Annotated in this window: 17 protein-coding genes and 1 other RNA gene; 6 read left to right on the forward strand and 12 right to left on the reverse strand. The window is 75.2% G+C overall.

Annotated features, from left to right (window positions below; genetic code table 11):
* Positions 1–15: 15 nt before the first annotated feature.
* The 4 genes from SJY06_RS12195 to SJY06_RS12210 all read left to right on the forward strand — a co-directional run bounded on the left by SJY06_RS12195 (position 16) and on the right by SJY06_RS12210 (position 3284).
* A complete protein-coding gene (locus tag SJY06_RS12195) occupies positions 16–756 on the forward strand; it encodes a zinc ribbon domain-containing protein (RefSeq protein WP_380167801.1) in 741 nt (246 codons plus the stop codon).
* A complete protein-coding gene (locus SJY06_RS12200; protein WP_380167802.1) occupies positions 753–1973 on the forward strand; it encodes a bifunctional RNase H/acid phosphatase in 1221 nt (406 codons plus the stop codon). Before SJY06_RS12195 ends, SJY06_RS12200 begins: the two co-directional genes overlap by 4 nt.
* Positions 1974–2026: 53 nt before the next feature.
* An RNA gene (gene rnpB / locus SJY06_RS12205) (RNase P RNA component class A) lies at positions 2027–2401 on the forward strand.
* Positions 2402–2543: 142 nt separating this feature from the next.
* Positions 2544–3284, forward strand: coding sequence for a hypothetical protein (locus SJY06_RS12210; RefSeq protein WP_380167803.1), 741 nt, complete (start codon positions 2544–2546; stop codon positions 3282–3284).
* Between the two features lie 36 nt (positions 3285–3320).
* Here SJY06_RS12210 and SJY06_RS12215 read toward each other — a convergent pair whose 3' ends face one another.
* Positions 3321–5216 carry a Xaa-Pro dipeptidyl-peptidase gene (locus SJY06_RS12215; protein WP_380167804.1) on the reverse strand — a complete coding sequence of 632 codons (1896 nt, stop codon included), beginning with the start codon at positions 5214–5216 and terminating at the stop codon, positions 3321–3323.
* Positions 5217–5361: 145 nt separating this feature from the next.
* Here SJY06_RS12215 and SJY06_RS12220 point away from each other — a divergent pair, with 145 nt between their 5' ends.
* Positions 5362–5694: a hypothetical protein gene (locus tag SJY06_RS12220; protein ID WP_380167805.1), complete on the forward strand. Its 333-nt coding sequence runs from the start codon at positions 5362–5364 to the stop codon at positions 5692–5694.
* Positions 5695–5697: 3 nt separating this feature from the next.
* Entirely contained in the window at positions 5698–6567 is an 870-nt protein-coding gene (locus tag SJY06_RS12225; RefSeq protein WP_380167806.1) for a YihY/virulence factor BrkB family protein, read from the forward strand.
* A gap of 18 nt (positions 6568–6585) precedes the next feature.
* Here SJY06_RS12225 and ppk2 read toward each other — a convergent pair whose 3' ends face one another.
* The 11 genes from ppk2 to SJY06_RS12280 all read right to left on the reverse strand — a co-directional run bounded on the left by ppk2 (position 6586) and on the right by SJY06_RS12280 (position 19601).
* Positions 6586–7389: a polyphosphate kinase 2 gene (ppk2, locus tag SJY06_RS12230; protein ID WP_380167807.1), complete on the reverse strand. Its 804-nt coding sequence runs from the start codon at positions 7387–7389 to the stop codon at positions 6586–6588.
* 9 nt (positions 7390–7398) lie between these two features.
* Entirely contained in the window at positions 7399–9561 is a 2163-nt protein-coding gene (locus SJY06_RS12235) for an acyltransferase family protein (RefSeq protein ID WP_380167808.1), read from the reverse strand.
* Entirely contained in the window at positions 9554–10204 is a 651-nt protein-coding gene (locus tag SJY06_RS12240; protein ID WP_380167809.1) for a GNAT family N-acetyltransferase, read from the reverse strand. Before SJY06_RS12240 ends, SJY06_RS12235 begins: the two co-directional genes overlap by 8 nt.
* A 44-nt stretch (positions 10205–10248) precedes the next feature.
* On the reverse strand, positions 10249–12375 hold the full coding sequence (locus SJY06_RS12245) for a M3 family metallopeptidase (protein ID WP_380167810.1): 2127 nt from the start codon (positions 12373–12375) through the stop codon (positions 10249–10251).
* 55 nt (positions 12376–12430) lie between these two features.
* Positions 12431–14563 carry a putative bifunctional diguanylate cyclase/phosphodiesterase gene (locus SJY06_RS12250; RefSeq protein WP_380167811.1) on the reverse strand — a complete coding sequence of 711 codons (2133 nt, stop codon included), beginning with the start codon at positions 14561–14563 and terminating at the stop codon, positions 12431–12433.
* An 81-nt stretch (positions 14564–14644) separates the two neighbouring features.
* On the reverse strand, positions 14645–14920 hold the full coding sequence (locus SJY06_RS12255) for a DUF3467 domain-containing protein (protein WP_380167812.1): 276 nt from the start codon (positions 14918–14920) through the stop codon (positions 14645–14647).
* Complete coding sequence (gene ppgK, locus SJY06_RS12260) at positions 14917–15699, reverse strand: polyphosphate--glucose phosphotransferase (protein WP_380167813.1); 783 nt, start codon at positions 15697–15699, stop codon at positions 14917–14919. Before ppgK ends, SJY06_RS12255 begins: the two co-directional genes overlap by 4 nt.
* On the reverse strand, positions 15696–16610 hold the full coding sequence (gene map, locus SJY06_RS12265; RefSeq protein ID WP_380167814.1) for a type I methionyl aminopeptidase: 915 nt from the start codon (positions 16608–16610) through the stop codon (positions 15696–15698). Before map ends, ppgK begins: the two co-directional genes overlap by 4 nt.
* Before the next feature lie 62 nt (positions 16611–16672).
* Positions 16673–16867, reverse strand: coding sequence for a hypothetical protein (locus SJY06_RS12270; RefSeq protein ID WP_380167815.1), 195 nt, complete (start codon positions 16865–16867; stop codon positions 16673–16675).
* A 51-nt stretch (positions 16868–16918) separates the two neighbouring features.
* Positions 16919–17752, reverse strand: coding sequence for a 3-methyl-2-oxobutanoate hydroxymethyltransferase (gene panB, locus SJY06_RS12275; RefSeq protein WP_380167816.1), 834 nt, complete (start codon positions 17750–17752; stop codon positions 16919–16921).
* Between the two features lie 67 nt (positions 17753–17819).
* A complete protein-coding gene (locus SJY06_RS12280) occupies positions 17820–19601 on the reverse strand; it encodes an NAD+ synthase (RefSeq protein ID WP_380167817.1) in 1782 nt (593 codons plus the stop codon).
* Between the last annotated feature and the right edge of the window lie 81 nt (positions 19602–19682).

The raw sequence follows: 19682 nt of genomic DNA on the forward strand, positions 1-19682 counted from the left end.
CCGAGGAGCCCACCCATGGTGACCGTCGACCCCGCCGACCAGCGCAGGCTGCTGGAGGTGCAGGCCCTCGACACCCGCCTGGACCAGGTGGCCCACACCCGCGAGACCCTGCCCGAGGCCGCCCGCGCCGCCGAGCTGCAGAGCCTCGTCGGCACGCTGCGCGACGACGTCGTCCTGCTGCAGACCAAGGTGTCCGACCTGGACCGCGAGGTCACCCGGGCCGAGAACGACGTCCAGGCCGTCCGGGCCCGCGCCGAGCGCGACCGCGCACGGCTCGAGTCCGGCCAGGGCAGCTCCAAGGACCTGATGGGCATCCAGCACGAGCTGGAGAGCCTCGCCCGGCGCCAGTCGGACCTGGAGGACGTCGAGCTCGAGGTGATGGAGCGGCGCGAGGAGCAGGCCGCGCTGCTGGCCGGCGTGGAGCAGCGGCTCGCCGCGGCCCGGACCGAGCTGGAGACCGTGACCGCCGCCCGCGACGCCCGCTTCGCCGAGCTCGACTCGCAGCGGACCGCGCTGGAGGACGACCGGAAGGCCGCGGCGACGGGCCTGGCCGAGCCCATGATGAAGGTCTACGAGCGGCTGCGCGGCCGGCTGGGCAGCGGCGCCGCCCTGCTCGAGGCGGGGCGCTGCGAGGGCTGCCGCATGCCGATCTCGCCGACCGAGGTGCACGCCCTGCTGGCCCGCCCGGCCGACGAGATGCTCCGCTGCCCCGAGTGCGAGCGCATCCTGGTGCGGCCCGCGAAGCCGGACGCGTGAGCCCGGCGGCGGGCGCGCGCAGGCTGGTCGTCGAGGCCGACGGCGGCTCCCGGGGCAACCCGGGCCCGTCCGGCTTCGGCGCGCTGGTCCGCGACCCGGCCGGGCGCGTCCTGGCCGAGGCGGGCGAGCGGTGCGGCGTGACGACCAACAACGTCGCCGAGTACTCCGGCCTGCTGGCCGGGCTGCGGATGGCCCACGCCATCGACCCCGACGCCCAGGTCGAGGTGCGGATGGACTCCAAGCTGGTCGTGGAGCAGATGTCCGGGCGGTGGAAGATCAAGGACCGTCGGCTGGCGGGCATCGCCAAGCAGGCCCACGACGCGTTCGACGCCGGCCGGGTCCGCTACACCTGGGTGCCGCGGGCCCAGAACGGCAAGGCCGACAAGCTCGCCAACGACGCCATGGACGGGGTCGAGCGCACCGTCGAGGACATGATCGCCATGGTTGCGTCCGACCCGGACCCGACCGACCCGGACGACACCACCGACCCCGTCGCCCCCGGTGACCCGGCCCCCGACCCCCGGCCGTCCCGCGCCGCCACGGCCGTGCCGCAGGGGGCCAGCCAGGGTGACCTGGGCGAGGCGACCACGGTCCTGGTGGTCCGCCACGGCCGGACCCGGCTGACGCAGGAGCGCCGCTTCTCGGGGATCCGCGGCGAGGACGCCCCGCTGACCGACGTCGGCCGGCTCGACGCCGTCGGGGCGGCGCCTTTCCTGGTCGACGTGCCGGTCGACGCGGTCGTCGTGTCGCCGCTGCTGCGGGCCCGGCAGACCGCCGAGCTGCTGGGCGGACGGCTGGGCTGGCCGACGCCGACCGTCGACGACCGCTGGGCCGAGGTCGCCTTCGGGCAGTGGGACGGCCTGACCGCGGCCGAGGTGGTGGCCCGCGACAAGGACCTGTTCGGGGCCTGGCTGACCCGCGCCGACGTCCGGCCGCCCGACGGGGAGTCGATGCTCGACCTGGAGGAGCGGGTGCACGACGGGCTCGCCGACCTGCTGCAGCAGCACCGCGGCGGCACCGTGGTCGTCGTCTGCCACATGACGCCGGTCCGCTCGGTGGTCCGACGCCTGCTGGGCGCGGGGGAGCAGGCGCTGTGGCGGCTGCGCGTGGCCCCGGGCAGCCTGACCACGACGCGGCACTGGGCCGACGGCGGCGCCGAGGTGGACGGCGTCGGCCTGTTCGTCCCGCCGGAGACGTCGGCCGGCACGCTGTTCTGAGGCGGCCGCGGGTCGCACTGCCGTAGTGCGGCAGGCACTAGCCTGACCGCGGACGAGTCGGCCGGGCGGCCACGTCGGGCCTCCGGGCCCGCCGAGGAAAGTCCGGGCTCCACAGGGCGAGGTGGTGGGTAACGCCCACCCGGGGTGACCCGCGGGACAGTGCCACAGAGAGAAGACCGCCTCCGGACCGGGTGACCGGGCCGGCGGTAAGGGTGAAAGGGTGGTGCAAGAGACCACCAGCGTGCCGGGTGACCGGTGCGGCTAGGTAAACCCCACCTGGAGCAAGGTCAGACAGGACGCGTTCGAGGGCGGCCCGCCCGAGCGTCCGGGTAGACCGCAGGAGGGCGTCGGCAACGGCGCTCGTAGATGGATGGTCGCCACCGCTGCTCGCAGCGGTACAGAACCCGGCTTACAGGCCGGCTCGTCCCCCCGATCCGGCGCCGAGATCCGTCGTCCGACGGCGACACACCGACGTGGGCCGTCGCCCGACGGATCTCGTTCGCGACGCAGCCGGGAGGTGCGGCGCGGTAGCGTCACGGCGACGGTCGGGGCGGTGGCGAGGGGGAGAGCATGGTGGGTGCTACGGGCGCGCGCGGACGGCGTGGGGCGCCGGTCCGGCGAGGGCTGGCGGTGGGGCTCGTGGTGGGCCTCGGGCTGCTCGGCTCGGGCTGCGGGGCGCTCGACCGGGCCCTGGTCGACGACGGTGACGAGGCCCTGGTCGACGACGGTGACGAGGCCCTGGTCGACGACGGTGACGAGGCCCTGGTCGCGGACGCGTCGGTGCGGGCGGCGGGACCCACGGTGGACCCGGCCGAGAGCACGGTGCGACCGGTCCGGTTCGTCTTCGCCGAGGAGTCGGGCCGGGCGCCCGTGGCGACGTCCTCCGACGCCGGGCGCTGCGGCTGGGAGGGGGAGGTGTGGCAGGCCGGCCTCGGCAACGGGGGAGTGACGCTGGGCAGTGACGACCTGGGACGCACCTGGTCGAGGCTCGCCGTCACCGCCTCGGCCGGGGCCGATCCGGTCGAGCCCGGCGCGGACGGCAGCCGGGAGCTGGACGCGGTCCTCGACGCTGGGTGGGAGCGCTACCCCGACGACGACGGGCTGGTCGAGCAGGGTGGGGTCCGGCAGGCGGGCCGCCTGCAGGTGGATGAGTCGGGGCTGTCGGCCCGGTTCGTGCCCGACGGACCGGGGACGATGACCACCCAGGGCGGGGCCGCGTCCGGGGGGACCGCGGCGAGCACGGAGCCCGCCCTGCCCGGTGACGTGCTCACCGTGACGTGCGGGGCGCCCCGCGACCCCGACGCCGGCTGAGCGGAGGGCCCGGCCGGCGTCGAGGGCGTCGGGCGGTCAGGGGGCCAGGGTGCCCCCGACCACCGGCAGCGTCAGCGTGCTGCTGCCGGGCTGCAGCGACAGCCGCGTGCCGGGGTCCGGTCGCAGCGTGAAGTCCCGGTCGGTGGAGAAGACCACCAGCCCGACCCGGTGCCCCGGCGCGAACACGTAGTCGTCCGGGTGCAGGTCCCAGCGCAGCCGGTAGTCGCGGCCCGGGGTGACGGCCGAGGTCCACCCCCGGCTCTGCCGGTTCTGCACGTCCATCCAGCCGCGGGTGACCATGGTGGCGGCGCCGGTGGGCGAGTAGTCGACCAGGTAGGCGGTCAGGTTGGCGGCGTCGTCGTTGTCGACGGAGCCGAACAGGTCGACCGACGGCGTGCCCGACAGGTGCACCGGGGCCGACAGCGGGTCGGTGGTGTAGCCGAGCCGGTTGTCATCGGCGGTGTCCGGTCCCGCGATCAGCGAGGTGCCGTTGCGGTTGCGGCCGTCGTCGGTGAACGACTGCTCGACCGAGCGGGCGCGGGTGCTGCCCAGACCGCCCGGGGCGGTGGCCGAGGTGGCGTTCAGGCTGAGCCGGACGTCCGCGCTGCCCGGCACCGGCCAGTCGGCGTAGGTGACGTTGCCGACCCCGGCGGCCTCGCGCTGCACGATGGCGCGCGGCTCGGTCATGATCCCGTTGTCCACTCCCCACAGCTCGTGGTCGAACCAGCGGTGCACGGTCTGCTGGTAGGTCCACCGCTGACCGTCGGCCAGCGTGTACGCCGCGGCGTTGCCGGGGGTGCCGTGCCCGCCGTTGTGCAGCCAGATCTTGCGCTCCACGCCGGCCTCGGCCAGGGCGTCCCACCAGCGGGACCACTGCAGCGGCTTGACGTTCCAGTCGTTGCGGCCGTCGACGACGAACACGCTCGCGGTGACGTCGTCGGCCCCGTCGAGGTGGTTGCGGTCGTCCCAGAAGTCGTTGTAGTCACCCGTCACGCGGTCCTGCTCGACCTCGATGCGGGCGATCTCGTCGGCGCACTCGCCCGTCGCCCGCGCCTCGCCGGCGACGAAGTCGGCCAGCACCTCGGCGTCCTCGCCCTGGTAGCCACCGGGGGCCACGACCAGGCCGTTCTCGCGGTAGTAGCCGTACCAGTCGCTGATGGCGACCACGGGGACGATGGTCTTGAGGTTGGGCACCTCGTCGCCGTAGGTGGCGAGCTGGTTGGGGATGGTGCCGTTGTAGCTGGCGCCGGTCATGCCGACCGCACCGTTGGTCCAGCCCGCCTCGACCTCGGCGCCGCCCTCGACCGCGTCGAAGGCCCGGGCCCGCCCGTCCAGCCAGTCCACGACGGCCTTGGCGCTGCGGGTCTCGGCGTCGTCGCCGGTGGTGGGGCAGCCGGTGGACTGGCCGGTGCCGATGCTCTGGGCCAGCACGACGCCGTAGCCGCGCGGCACGTAGTAGTTGTCCAGGGACCCCGGCAGGTCGACGGCCTTCGGCTGGGCCGACAGCACCGAGAAGGACTGCGACCGCAGCGCGGCCGCCGGCGTCGCGAACCGGGACTGCGGCAGCCGGGTCGGGTCGAGGTCGGTGTGGTACGGCGCATCGCCCCAGGTGCCGGAGCGGTAGGGGCTGGCCTCCAGCACGACGGGCACCTCGAGCCCGTCGGCGGTGGGGGCGGGCCGCGACAGGTCGACCAGGACCCGGTCCAGGACGCCGTCGGAGTCGGTGTCGAGGTCCGTCTCGACCCACACCCGCTCGGTGATGGCGGCGGCGAAGTCGTGGATGGGCTGGGTCAGCCCGTCGCGCACCTCGATCCCCGGCGGGTCCTGCGGGGCCGGGGTGGTGGCGGACGCGGCGCCCATGGGCAGGGTCAGGGCCAGCGCGGACGTGGTCGCGATCGCGACCGTGAGCGCGCGGCGGTGGGTGCGGGCCATCGGTTTCCCCTCGGAGGCGGCCTGGGTGTGGCCGGACCGGCGCAGCCAAGCAGCACAGTCAGGACCTGTCAACAGATCTGGTCGCGGTGCCGCTCCCGCGCGGGCCCCGGCGGCGGGGTGGGGCCCCGTCGCCTACGGTGGCGCCGTGCCCGACACCCGCTGCGACTTCTGCGACGCCTCGGACCCGGTGGGGGAGTACCCCGTGAGCGCCCCGGTCGCCACCACGTCGCCGGTCAGCGGCCGCACCGACGACCGTGGCGACCGGCCGTGGGCGGCGTGCCAGGCCTGCGCGGACCTGGTCGACGCCGACCGGTTCGGCGACCTGCTCGAGCGGAGCCTGGCGTTCGCCCCGGAACCGGCCGCCGACCGCTCCGACCCGCTCTACGGCTTCGCCAAGGCGTCGCTGCGCGAGCAGCGGGCCGACCTCTTCGCCCAGGTCGCCCTGGTCCACGGGCCCCGACGCCCGCTGACGCGCTGACCCGTGCGGGTCCTCCGGGAGCTGGCAGCACGGACCGCAGCCAACCGGCTGCTGGGCCTGGCCGCCGAGACGGCGTTCTTCGTCGTCCTCGGGGTGTTCCCGGCGCTGCTGGTGTCCGCCGGCCTGCTGGGCGTGCTGGACGTGGTGGTCGGGGCGGACCTGGCCGTGGAGGTGCAGCAGCGGGTGGTCACGGCGCTGCGCCTGGTCCTGACGGACGACGCCTCCGGGGCCGTGGCCTCGGTGGAGGACCTGTTCGAGGGCGGCCGGGGCCAGCTGCTCACCGTGGCCGGGATCGGGGGCGTGGTCACCCTTTCGACGGCGTTCGCCGTGCTGATCAACGCCCTCAACCTGTCCTACGCCACCACGGAGAGCCGGCCGTGGTGGCGCCGCCGGCTGCTGGGCCTCGGCCTGGCCCTGGGGACCCTGCTCATGCTGGTGCTGTCGCTGACGGTGCTGGTGGTCGGGCCGCTGTTCGGGCGGGGCGAGGGCCTGGCCGACCTGGTCGGCCTGGGCTCGACGTTCAGCTTCCTCTGGGACGTGGTCCGGCTGCCCGTGCTGGGGCTGGCGGTGGTCGCCTGGACCACGGTGCTGCTGCGCGCGGCCCCCAACGCCCGCACCCGGTGGCGCGACGCCCTGCCCGGGGCGGTGCTGACCACGTCGCTGTGGCTGCTGGGCAGCGCGGGCTTCCACCTGTACCTGGTGCTCGTCGCGGACGGCAACCCGATCCTGGGCGCGTTCGGCGGCGGCGTCATCGTGATGGTCTGGGTGTACCTGCTGAGCCTGTCCCTGCTTCTGGGTGGGCAGCTGAACTCGGTGCTGCTGAGCCGCCCCGCCGCCACCTCGGCGACCGCCGCGGCGGCCCGGGACCGCTGACCGGCGGCAGCGGCGCGGCTAGTGCAGCGTCGCGGCGTGGTCCGGCACGTACTTCTGGGTGTCGCGGGGCGGTCGCTCGTACCCGGTGGACGGCGGCCGGCCGGGCAGCTCCAGCCGGGGCGCCTCGGCGCCGTCGTGCGGGATGCTGCCCAGCAGGTGGCTGATCATGTTCAGCCGCGAGCGGCGCTTGTCGTCGGAGTCCACCACCCACCACGGCGCCTCCGGGATGTCGGTGTGGACCATCATCTGGTCCTTCGCGCGGGAGTAGTCCTCCCAGCGGGTGATCGACTCCAGGTCCATGCCCGACAGCTTCCACCGTCGCATCGGGTCCTCCAGCCGGGACCGGAACCGGGCCTCCTGCTCGCTGTCGCTCACCGAGAACCAGTACTTGCGCAGCAGGATGCCGTCCTCGACGAGCAGCCGCTCGAAGATGGGGCACTGGTGCAGGAACCGGCGGTACTCGTCGTCGGTGCAGAAGCCCATGACCCGCTCGACGCCGGCCCGGTTGTACCAGGACCGGTCGAACAGGACGATCTCGCCCGCGGCGGGCAGCTCGGCCACGTAGCGCTGGAAGTACCACTGGCCCCGCTCCCGGTCGTTGGGCGCGGGCAGCGCGGCGATCCGGGCCACCCGGGGGTTCAGGTACTGCGTGATCCGCTTGATGGTGCTGCCCTTGCCCGCGGCGTCCCGCCCCTCGAAGACCACCACCACCCGCTGGCCGGTGGTGCGGACCCACTCCTGCATGGTGACCAGCTCGGCCTGCAGCCGCAGCAGCTCGGTCTCGTAGACCTTGCGGGGGACACGGGCCGGGTGCTTCGCCATCGCAGGAGCCTAGGCCGCGCGGCCCGCCCTGCGAAGGGCGTTGGTCAGCCCGGCCTTGAGCAGCGGGGCCAGCTGCGTGGCGTAGGTCGCGCTGATGTGGTCCCCGTCGTGGTAGGCGAGGGTGTTGCCGATGATGGGCGGGCACACCTCGTCGCAGAACCAGGGCACGGGGTCGATGACCGTCGCGCCGGCCCGGGTCGCCGCCTGCGCGGTCAGGTCGCGCCGATCCTGGTCGGTCATGGCCTGCTCGAGCGGGGCGCTGCACGCCTGCACGTCGTCCAGGTTCTCGGCCAGGCAGCGGGGCACGTCGCCCCCGGGGATCGGGGTGTCCTGCAGCGACACCACGACCGCGCCGGTCCGCTCCCGCAGCGCCGTCGTCGACTCGCCGACGCCGTCGGCCCAGCGCCGGGCGAATTCGTCGCCGCGGGACGAGAACACCGCAGCGGACAGCACCACCAGGTCCGGCTGCTCGGCCTCGATGCGCGTCATGGCCGAGGCGCGCCACTGGTCGCACTCGGTGTACTCGCGGTTGAACGTGTTGTTGAACAGCGACACGTCGTACAGCGGGCAGCCGGCCTTGGTCATGACCACGAGCCGCCAGCGCTCCTGCTCGGCGATGCGCTGCACGGCCGGGTACCACTGGTAGGCGTGGGAGTCGCCGGTCAGCACGACCGTGCGGGTCGCGTCGGGCGGGTCGGCGAAGACGCACGAGCCGCCCGGTTCGCGGGACACGTCGACGTGCTCGGCGGCGACCATGCACGAGATGCCGTCCTCGCTGCGGGCGCGGGCGGTGTCGTCCTCCGCCCGGTCCAGGACGGGGCGCAGGTCGGCCGGTACCGTCCGCAGCCGCTGCGACTCCGCGACGGCGCGGCGGACCTCGGGCTCGCCGCCGCCGCCGGCCTGCACCGAGCCCACCATCGGCCCGTCGCCGCGCACCGGGGGCAGCAGGGCCGGGGTGGCCAGGCCCACGGCCGCCGCGACGGCCACGCAGGCCGCCCCGACCGCCAGCGAGCGGGGCGGGCTGGCGACCAGGGCGCGCTGCCGGCGGACGGGGTCCTCCAGCAGGGCGTAGGTCAGGGCGGCCAGCCCCAGCGACAGCGCGGCCAGGCCCAGCCGCAGCGCCAGCCCGGGGTCGTCCCCGACCAGCCGGGGCCCGAGCAGCAGCACCGGCCAGTGCCACAGGTACCAGCCGTAGGACAGCTTGCCCAGCGTCAGCAGCGGTCCGACGGACAGCGCCCGGCCCAGCACGCTCGAGCCACCGGTGCCCGCGGCGACGACGGCGGCCGTGCCCAGCACCGGCAGCAGCGCGGCCGTGCCGGGGAACGGCGTGGACCCGTCCAGCAGCACGCAGGCCAGCAGCACGGCGGCCAGGCCCGCGACGGCCAGCCCGGCGCGCATCAGCTGCGGCAGCCGGGCCAGGTGGACCGCGGCCATGGCCAGCAGGGCCCCCACCCCCAGCTCCCAGACCCGGGTCCAGGGCAGGAAGTAGGCCAGCGGCTGCGACTGGGCGGTCAGCAACACCCCGTAGACGAAGGACGCCGCGACGAGCACCCCGGTCACGACGGCCAGCACCGGCACGAGCGGCACCGCCGGCACCGACCCCGGCGCGGGCCGGGGGCCCGACCCGCGGGGGCGCAGCCGCAGGGCCAGGACCAGGGCCACCACCAGCACGGGCCAGACCAGGTAGAACTGCTCCTCCACCGCCAGGGACCAGTAGTGCTGGTAGGGCGTCGCGGCGTCGTCGCCCATGTAGTCGACGCCCTCGCGGGCCAGGTGCCAGTTCATGGCGAACAGGCCGCTCCACACCGCGTCCCGGGCCACGTCGCGCAGCTCCAGGGGGGACATCACCAGCCACGACACCGCCAGGGTGACGACCGACACCAGGGTGGCCAGCGGCAGCAGCCGGCGGGCCCGGCGGGCCCAGAACCGGCGCAGCGACACCGTGCCGGTGCGCCGGACCTCGTCCAGCAGCAGGCCCGTGATCAGGAAACCCGACAGGACGAAGAACACGTCGACCCCGACGAAACCGCCGTCCAGCCCGGGCAGGTCGGCGTGGTAGAGCACCACGGCCAGGACGGCGACGGCCCGCAGCCCCTCGACGTCCCCGCGGAAGCCCCGGCCGGCCGCGCGGGGGCGCGGGGTGGGGGCGGTGCGGGTGTCCGTGTCAGCCACGTCGGGGTAGGTACCCATCCAGGCGGGCGACCAAGCCCGCCCGCACCCGCGGCCAGTCCTCGGCCGTCACCGAGAACACGGCCGTGTCCCGCACGGTGCCGTCGGCCCGGCGCTGGTAGCGGCGCAGCACCCCCTCGGGCGTGGCCCCCAGGCGGGCGATGGCGCGCTGCGAGCGCAGGTTGCGGACGTCGGTCTTGAGCTGCACCCGACCGGCGCGCAGCGTGTCGAAGGCCAGGCCGAGCAGGGCGGCCTTGGTGGCGGGGTTGACCGGGCCGGCCCAGACGTCCGGGGCGTAGGCCGTCGCACCGACCTCCAGCCGCGCGTCGGGCACCGACACGTCCAGGTAGCTCGACGTGCCGACCACCCGGCCGTCGCGCGCGTCACGGACCACCCACGGGAACCAGCCCAGCCGGTCGCGGCGCTCGTGAACGGTGCGCACCAGGTCCTCGGCGTGGGCGGGCCGGCCCGGCACGTGGGCCCAGACCGCGTCGTGGTCGAGGGCGGCGAACAGCGCCTCGGCGTCCCGGTCGGCGTCGAAGGCCGTCAGGCTCACCCACGCGTCGCCGAGCCGGGTGCCCGCGGGGACCGGCCAGACCAGCGCGGGCCAGGCGACGTCGTCCGGGCGGGCGTCCGGGAACGGCACGAAGGGCGTCCCCGTCCCCGTCGCCGGCCCGGACGACGGTCCGGTCACCGCGGTCCGGCCGGGTCCGCGGGGGCCAGGGGGTCCACCGGCGCCACCGGGTCCACCAGCAGGCCGCGGCGACGCAGCAGCGGTTCCGGGCGCGGCTCCCGACCCCGGACGGCCACGAACGCGGCCATCGGGTCCACCGACCCGCCCCGGGACAGCAGCTCGCGGCGGAACGTGTCGCCGAGCTCGCGCCGCAGCCCGCCGTTCTCGGTGAACCAGTCCACCAGCTCGGCGTCCAGGACCTCGCTCCAGATGTAGCCGTAGTAGCCGGCGCTGTAGCCGCCGGCGAACACGTGCGCGAAGTAGGTGCTGCGGTACCGCGGCGGCACGCTCGGCACGTCGAGGCCCTGACCGGCCAGGACGTCGGCCTCGAAGGCCTCCACGTCGTCGGGGGCGATCTGCGCGCCCGCCGGCAGGGCGTGCCAGGCCAGGTCCAGCAGCGTGGCGCCGAGGTACTCCGTGGTCCGGAACCCCTCGCCGTAGGCCAGCGCCTGCTGCAGCGCGCCCAGCAGGTCCGCCGGCAGCGGCTCGCCCGTCTCGTGGTGGCGGGCGTAGTGCGGCAGCACCTCGGGGTGCCAGGCCCACATCTCGTTGACCTGCGAGGGGAACTCGACGTAGTCGCGCGGTACGGACGTGCCCGAGAAGCGCGGGTGGCGCACGTCGGACAGCAGGCCGTGCAGGGCGTGGCCGAACTCGTGGAACGCGGTGTCGACCTCGTCCGGGCTGAGCAGGGCGGGGCTGCCCTCGGGCGGGCGCGGCACGTTGAGGCAGACCGTGACCACGGGCTGCTGCTGCAGCAGGTGGGACTGGTCGACGAACGTCGTCATCCACGCCCCGCCGCGCTTGGTGGGCCGGGCGAACCAGTCGCACACGAACAGGCCCAGCCCGGACCCGTCGACGTCGTGCACCTCGAACACCCGCACGTCGCGGTGGTAGCCGGGCAGGTCGGGTCGCTCGGTGAAGGTCAGCCCGTACAGCAGCTCGGCCGCGCGCAGCACGCCGTCGCGCAGCACCCGGTCCAGCTCCAGGTACGGCCGCAGGTCGTCGGCGTCGACGCTGAACCGCTGCCGCCGCACCTGCTCGGAGTAGTAGGCGTGGTCCCAGGGCTGCAGCGGGCCCTCGTGGCCGTCGGCGTGCAGGGCGGCCTCGAGGTCGACGGCCTCGGCACGCGCGTTGGCGGCCGCGACCGGGGTCATGCCCTGCAGCACGGCGTCGACGGCGGCCACGCTGCCGGCGGTCTGGTCGTCCAGGACGTAGTCGGCGTGGGTCGCGAAGCCGAACAGGCCCGCCCGCTCGGCCCGCAGCGCGGCCATCCGGGTCAGCAGGGGCCGGGTGTCGGTGGCGCCGTGCAGGCCGCGCGTGGTGGCCGCCTCCAGCAGCCGGCGGCGCACGTCGCGGTCGGCCAGCGAGGCCAGGGCCGGCTGGGGGGTGGGCAGCACCAGGGTGATGAGCCAGCCGTCGACGCCGCGCTCGGCCGCGGCCGCCCGCGCCGCGGCGACGGCCGCCTCGCCCAGCCCGGCCAGCTCGGCCTCGTCGCTGAGGTGCAGCGCCGCCGCGTTGGAGGCGTCGGTGACCAGGGTGTCGAAGCGCTGCTGCAACGTGGACAGCTCGGTGTTGAGCTCGCGCAGCCGCTGCTTGCCGGGCTCGTCCAGCGCGGCGCCGGAGCGGACGAAGTCGCGGTGGTAGCGCTCGAGCAGCCGCAACGAGGCCGGGTCGAGCCCCAGGTCGTGGCGGCGGGCGTGCAGGTCGTCCACCTGGGCGAAGATGCGCCCGTCCAGCGGCAGCGCGTCGTGGTGGGCGGCCAGCAGGGGGGTGAACTCGGTGTCGACGGCGCGGATGCCGGCCGTGGCGTGCGCGCTGGTCAGCGGGTCCAGGTAGGAGCGGGCGCGGGTCAGCAGCGCCCCGCTGCGCTCCAGCGCCTCCACGGTGCCCGCGAAGGTGAACGGCGGGGCCTGGGTGGCCACGGCCTCCCACTCGGCGCGCTGCTGGGCCATGCCGGCCCGCAGCGCCGGGGCCACGTGCTCCTCGCGGATGCGGTCGAACGGGGGCAGCCCGTACGGCAGGTCGCTCGGGGCGGCGAACGGGTTGTCGGCGGGCAGCTGGTCGGGCGCGGTGGAGTCGGTCACGAGGGCCGAGCCTGTCACGGCCGGCCCGTCGGTGCAGGGCCGGTGCGGGGCCGGCTCAGTCCGCGGCGACCACCGCGGGACGGCCGAACAGCCAGCCCTGGCCCGCCTCGCAGCCCATCGCCCGCAGGGTCTCCGCCTGCTCGGCCGTCTCCACGCCCTCGGCGACCACGCGCAGCTCGTGGGCGTGGGCGAGCTCGATGATGGCTGCCACGATGGCGTCGGCGCGGCGCGTGGTGCCCAGCCGCCGCACGAACGACATGTCGATCTTGAGGAAGCTCAGCGGGAAGCGCGGCAGGTACGCCAGGGCGGAGTAGCCCGTGCCGAAGTCGTCGATGCCGACCTCGACGCCCAGCCCGACCAGCTGCTCGACGGCCTCCTCGACCATGCCGCTGTCGTGCAGCAGCGAAGTCTCGGTCAGCTCGACCGAGAACCGGTGCGCCGGGACGCCGGTAGCTTCCAGCACGGCCCGCACCCGGGCCGCGAAGTCCCCGTCCTCGATGGTGCGGCCCGACACGTTGACCGCCACGCGTCGCGGCAGCCGCGGCGTCCCGCCCGCCTCGGCGCGGCGGCAGTCGGCGGCCAGCAGCCGGGCCACCTCGCCCAGCACCCACAGGTCCAGCCCGACCACCAGGCCGGTGTCCTCGGCCATGCGCACCAGGTCACCGGTGTGCACGACCCCGCCCTCGCCGTCGTCCAGGCGCACCAGCGCCTCGGCGCCGACCACGGCGCCCCCGGCCAGCGCCACGACGGGCTGCAGCTCCACCCGCAGGCCGCCGTCGCGCAGGGCCGCCCGCAGCAGCGACTCCGAGCGGACCCGGGTCTCGTTGCGGCGGCGCAGCCGGTCGTCGAAGCGGACGACCCGGTTGCGGCCCACGTCCTTGGCCTCGTACAGGGCCAGGTCGGCCTCCTTGAGCAGGTCCCCGGTGCCCCCCGCGGCCGCCACGGTGGCCACGCCGACGCTGGTGGTCAGCACCACGCGCTCGCCCCCGGGCAGGTCGAAGGGGTCGCGCAGGGCCTGCACGACGGTCTCGGCGACGGTGCAGGGCTCCTCGGGGGCCAGGCCGGCCCCGGCGTGCACGACCACCACGAACTCGTCCCCGCCCAGGCGGGCCACGGTGTGGCGCGGGGAGACCGCCCCGCGCAGCCGACGGGCCACCTGCACCAGCAGCGCGTCGCCGACGGGGTGGCCCTGGCTGTCGTTGATCAGCTTGAACCGGTCGAGGTCGGTGAGCAGCAGGCCGGTGACGGCACCGTTGGCGGCGGGCAGCGGGGCCGACAGCTCCTGGTCCACGACCGTCCGGTTGGCCAGGCCGGTCAGGGCGTCGGTGTGCGCGATGCGCTCGAGCTCGCGTACGTGGCGGCGGCGCTCGGTGTCGTCGATGCAGTGCGCGATCGCGAACTGGGGGACGCCGGCCTCGTCGTCGACGACGGCCGTGGTCACCCAGGCGTGCACGGTGCTGCCGTCGCGGCGCAGGTACTGCCGGGAGTAGGAGCCGCCCCGGGACCGGCCGGCGGCCATCGCCGCGAACCGGGCGCGCGAGGCCCGGACCTCGGCCGCCGGGGTGCGTCCGGCCAGGCTGAGGCCGACCAGGTCGGCGGGGTCCTCCCAGCCCAGCAGGCGCGCGAACGCCTCGTTGGCGCGCATCAGCTCCCCGGCCCGGTCCTGCTGCAGCCAGATCATGGCCATGCCGTGGGGGGCGTGGTCGAACACGACCTGGAAGTGGGTCTCGCTGGCCTGCGACGCCCGCTGGGCCGCCTCGCGGTCCGACACGTCCAGGGTGGCCCCGCGCAGCCCGACGACGTCGCCGGCGGCGTCGCGCAGCGGGCCGGTCCAGGACTCCAGGTAGCGCAGCTCACCGGCGGGGGTGCGGATCCGGAAGACGTGGCGGTAGGGCGTGCCCTCGGTGAGCGCGCGCCGCTCCAGCGCCGAGCTGGCGGCGGTGTCGTCGGGGTGCAGCAGCGGGGCCCAGTCCGCCACCGTCGGCTCGTGGTCCAGGTGCTCGAGGCCGGCGAGGCGGCGCATGCCCTCCGACCAGCTCAGCCGGCCGGTCCCCACGTCCCACTCCCACCAGGCCAGCCCGGTCAGGGCGTAGGCCTCCTGCAGCCGGCGACGGTCCACGGCCGAGGCGGGGTCGCCGTCGGCGTGGTGGGTCGCCTGCCGGGGCAGGGTCGGGGGGCGCGGCAGCACGTGGGTCCTTCCGTCCGGGGAGGGGGCTGCCATGGTGATCGGCAGGGGGCCGCCTGGTCTGAGTCCCCCGGACGGGTGGGCTCAGGCGCCCTGGCCGTGCTCCTTCTCCCAGGCGGTGAGCGAGCGCTCCAGCGCCTTCATGATCTCGAAGACCTGGCTGGGGGGGATCCGCACCCGCGACACGACCCGGGCCGTGGTGCCCTCGGGGCTCATCGGGGCGACCAGCGCCGCGAAGTCGAGGGTGAAGATGTCCTTGCCGTGCCAGACCCGGACGAAGTCGGCGTAGTCGCCACCGGCCAGGTCGTCAGGCATGTTGACCCGGATCTGCCCGGGGCCGGGGGTGGGCTGCTCGCTCATGTCTGGTCCTTCGTGTCGCTCTCGGCCGCCATGACGGCGGCGCCGATGATCCCGGCCTCGTTGCGGAGCTCGGCGGGGACGATCGTCGTGCCCAGCTCCAGCAGGGGAAGGAACTTGTCGTGCTTCTTGCTGACGCCGCCGCCGACGATGATCAGGTCGGGCTGCAGCAGCAGCTCCAGCTGGGAGTAGTAGCGCTGGAGCCGCTTGGCCCAGTCCTTCCACGACAGGTCCTCGCGCTCGCGGGCGCTGTCCGCGGCCCGGGACTCGGCGTCCTCGCCGTCCAGCTCGAGGTGGCCGAACTCCGTGTTCGGGACCAGCACCCCGTCGACGAACAGCGCGCTGCCGATGCCGGTGCCGAGCGTGGTGACGACCACGACGCCGGACACGTCGCGCCCGGCGCCGAAGCGGACCTCGGCCAGTCCTGCCACGTCGGCGTCGTTGGCCAGGACGCAGGGCCGCTCGACGGCCGCGGTGAGCATGTCGCGGGCCGGGGCGCCGATCCAGTCCTCGTGGACGTTGGCCGCGGTCGTGGTGACGCCGTGGTGGACCACGGCGGGGAACCCGACCCCCACGGTGTCCACGGTGGGCGTGGGGCCGCTCAGGACCACCTTGGCCACGACGGCCGAGGCGACCAGGACGACCTCGTCGGGCTTGCCGCCCTCGGGGGTGGGGATGCGGACCCGCTCGGCGGCGAGCTCGCCGGCCTCGACGTCGACGACGGCGGCCTTGATGCCGGAGCCGCCGATGTCCAGGCCCACGGCCAGGCGCGCCGCGCTCACGCGAGCTGCCCGTCGGTGGGCACGGTCAGCAGCTCGGGGCCGGACTCGGTGATGAGCAGGGTGTGCTCGAACTGCGCGGTCCAGGACCCGTCCACGGTCACCGCCGTCCAGCCGTCGTCCCACATCCGGTGCTGCGAGGCGCCCAGGGTGATCATGGGCTCGACGGTGAACGTCATCCCCGGCTCGATGACGGTGTCGTAGTCCGGCGCTGCGTCGTAGTGGGGCACGACCAGGCCGGAGTGGAACGCGGTGCCGATGCCGTGCCCGGTGAACGCGGCGACGTCGCCGTAGCCGAACCGGGCGGCGTACTTCTCGATGACCCGGCCGATCACGTTGACCTGGCGACCGGGCAGGGCGGCCTTGATGCCGCGCATGGTCGCCTCGCGGGTGCGCTCGACCAGCAGGCGCACCTCCTCGCTGACCTCGCCCACGCAGAAGGTGGCGTTGGTGTCGCCGTGCACGGCGAGACCGTCGACGTCCAGGTAGGCGGTGATGTCGACGTTGACGATGTCCCCCTCGACCAGCACCTGGTCGTCGGGGACGCCGTGGCAGATGACCTCGTTGACCGACGTGCACAGCGACTTGGCGAACGGCGGGGCGCCGTGGCCCGGGTAGCCGAGCGTCGAGGGGTAGGCGCCGCGGTCGACGAGGAACTCGTGGCCGACGCGGTCCAGCTCGTCGGTGGTGACGCCCGGGGCCACGGCGCGGCCGACGGCCTGCAGCGCGTCGGCGGCCAGGCGGCCCGCCTCGCGCATGGCGGCGATGGTCGTGGCGTCCTTAACCTCGGGGCCGGTGTAGCGCTCGGCCCGGGGCCGGTCCACGTACTCCGGGCGACGGATGTGGGCGGGCACCGGGCGGCGCGGCCTCACCGCACCTGGCCGGACGGGCGGGCGTTCGGTCGTCGTCGGCATGCGGGGAGTCTAGGTGGACGGCCCGGAAGCGCCCGTTGCCGCCGACGACCGGGTGCTCGGGCTCAGCCCTGGGCGCCGCCCTTGTCCCACTTCTCGTCCTCGTCGTCCCAGGCCTCGCTGCGGGCCGCCGCGGTCTCCAGCGCCCGCGAGGCGGCCTCGGCGGTGGGGTAGGGGCCCATCCGGTTGGTGTAGTGCGACTGCGGGCCCTGCTCGACCTGCTTGGTCTCGGTGTTGAACCAGAACTGCGTGTCGCTCACGGGGGCTCCTCGTCTCGGTCGGGTCGGTCGGGTGCTGCGGGAGGCGGGCGGTCAGGCGCCGAAGCTGTGGGCCGCGTCGGGGTAGCTGCCGTCCTCGACCTCGCGGGCGAAGGCCGCCGCGGCGCCGCGCAGCACGCCGCGCAGGTCGGCGTACTGCTTGACGAACGACAGCCGGCCGTCGTCGTTCAGCCCGGCCATGTCCTGCCAGACCAGCACCTGCGCGTCGCAGTCCGACCCGGAGCCGATGCCGATGGTGGGCACGTCGACGGCCTCGTGGATGCGGGCGGCCACGGGCGCGGTGACCATCTCCAGCACCATGGCGAACGCGCCGGCCTCGGCCACGGCGGCGGCGTCGGCCAGGGTCCGCTCGGCGGCGGCGTCGTCGCGGCCGGCCACCCGGTAGCCGCCGATGGCGTGCTCGGCCTGCGGCGTGAACCCGATGTGCCCCATCACGGGGATGCCCGCGGCGACGACGGCCTCGATCCGGCTGCGGGTGCGGACGCCGCCCTCGAGCTTGACCGCGTGGGCGCCGGCCTTCATCAGGGCGACGGCCGACGCGACGGCCTGGGCGTCGGAGGCCTCGTACGCGCCGAACGGCAGGTCGGCGACCACGAGCGGGCGGCGGGTGGCGCGGGCGACGCCGGCGACCAGCGGCAGCATCTCCTCCAGGGTCACCGGCAGCGACGAGCCGTAGCCGTAGACCACGTTGGCGGCGGAGTCACCGACGAGCAGGACGGGGATGCCGGCCTCCTCGAGCACCGCGGCGGTGGTGGCGTCGTAGGCGGTGAGCATGGCCCAACGCCGACCCTCGGCCTTCCAGCGCAGCAGGTGGGGGACCCGCACCCGAGCCGGCCGCCTCGTCGCGTTCTCGTCGGTGACGCTCATGACGGCCATGCTGGCAGACCGGACCCCGTCGGCCGACCGGGCCCGGTCGCCGGGCCCGGCCACCCGGTCAGGCGTCGGGCTCCAGCCAGCGGCTGGTCACGGGCAGGCGCCGGTCGCGGCCGAACGCCTTGGGGCTGATCTTGGTGCCGGGCGGGTACTGCCGGCGCTTCCACTCCGCCCGGTCGACCAGGCGGACCACCTGGTCCACGACGTGGCTGTCGAAGCCACGCGAGCGCAGGTCGGCCCGGCCCAGGTCGCCCACCACGTAGCCGTCGACGACCGCGTCCAGCAGCTCGTAGTCCGGCAGGGAGTCGGAGTCGACCTGGCCGGGGGCCAGCTCCGCCGAGGGCGGCTTGTCGATGCTGCTGGGCGGGACCGGCTCGGTCTCGCCCCGGGACCGGGCGTGCTCGTTGCGCCAGCGGGCCAGGCGCCAGACCAGCGTCTTGGGCACGTCCTTGATCGGGCCGAACCCGCCGACCGCGTCGCCGTAGATGGTCGAGTACCCGGTCGCCAGCTCGCTCTTGTTGCCCGGCGCGAGCACCAGGTGGCCCTCGCTGTTGCTGATGCCCATGAGCACGACCCCGCGGACCCGGGACTGGACGTTCTCCTCGGCCAGGCCGGTCAGGTCCAGGGCGGTCACGAACGCGTCGACCATGGGCTGCACCGGCACCACCCGGTGGTGGGTGCCCTGCCGGGCCGCCAGGTCGGCCGCGTCGGCCAGGGAGTGCTCGGAGGAGTACCGGCTGGGCATGGCCACCGTGTGCACGGCGTCCGCGCCCAGCGCGTCCACGGCCAGCGTGGCGACCAGTGCGGAGTCGATGCCGCCCGACAGCCCCAGCACCACCGAGGCGAACCCGTTCTTGGTCGCGTAGCCGCGCAGCCCCAGGACCAGGGCGCGGTACACCTCCTCGCACTCGCCCAGCGGGACGGCGGGCGCGGGGCGCAGCGGGTCGACGGGGGAGCCGGACCGGGCCTCGGCCCCGCTCTCGTCCTCGACGGGCACCGTCACGCGGTCGTAGAGCCGTCCCGGGCCCGCCTCGTCCGCGCCCGCGGGCAGGTCGAGGTCGACCACCAGCACGTGCTCGACGAACTGCGGCGCCCGCGCCAGCAGCGAGCCGTCCGGGCCGACGACCATGGAGTCACCGTCGAACACCAGCTCGTCCTGGCCACCGACCAGGTTGACGTAGGCCACGGCGCAGCCGGTCTCGACGGCGCGGGAACGGCACAGCTCGTAGCGGACGTCGTCCTTGCCGCGCTCGTACGGGCTGGCGTTGACGACCAGCACCAGGCCCGGGTCGTGCTCGGCCGCCGCCAGCTGGGCCGTGACGCCGCCGTCGCGCCACAGGTCCTCGCAGACCAGCAGGGCGACGTCGACGCCGCGCACGTTGACCCGCTGCCCGTGGGTGCCGGGGGCGAAGATGCGCCGCTCGTCGAACACGCCGTAGGTGGGCAGGTGGTTCTTGGCGTACGAGGCGAGCACCCGCCCGCCGTGCAGCACGCCCGCGCAGTTCTGGCTGGCCAGCGGCGGCACCCCGGTGCGGTTGACGTCGCGGCCCGCCGCGTCCACGTCCTGGTCGAGGTAGCCGACCACCACCACCACGTCGCCGTGGCCGTCCTCGGCCAACCCGGCCGCCAGCGAGGCCAGCGCGGTCCGGGACGCCGCCACGAAGGCCGGGCGCAGGGCCAGGTCCTCCACCGGGTAGCCCGTCAGGGCCATCTCGGGCAGGGCCACCAGGTGGGCGCCCTGCTCGGCGGCCTCGGCCACGGCCGAGCGGATCCGGGCGACGTTGTGCGACAGGTCGCCGACGACGGTGTCCACCTGGGCGAGCGCGAGACGCAGTCGGGGCACACGGCCAGGCTAGCCACCGGGGCCCGCGTCCCCGCGACGGACCACCCTGCGGCGGGCGCGAGGGCCCCGGCAGCCCTCACG

The organism is Jannaschia sp. R86511 (assembly GCF_042466345.1).
In the GTDB taxonomy this organism is placed as follows: Bacteria; Actinomycetota; Actinomycetes; order Actinomycetales; family JBBAYJ01; genus Aquipuribacter.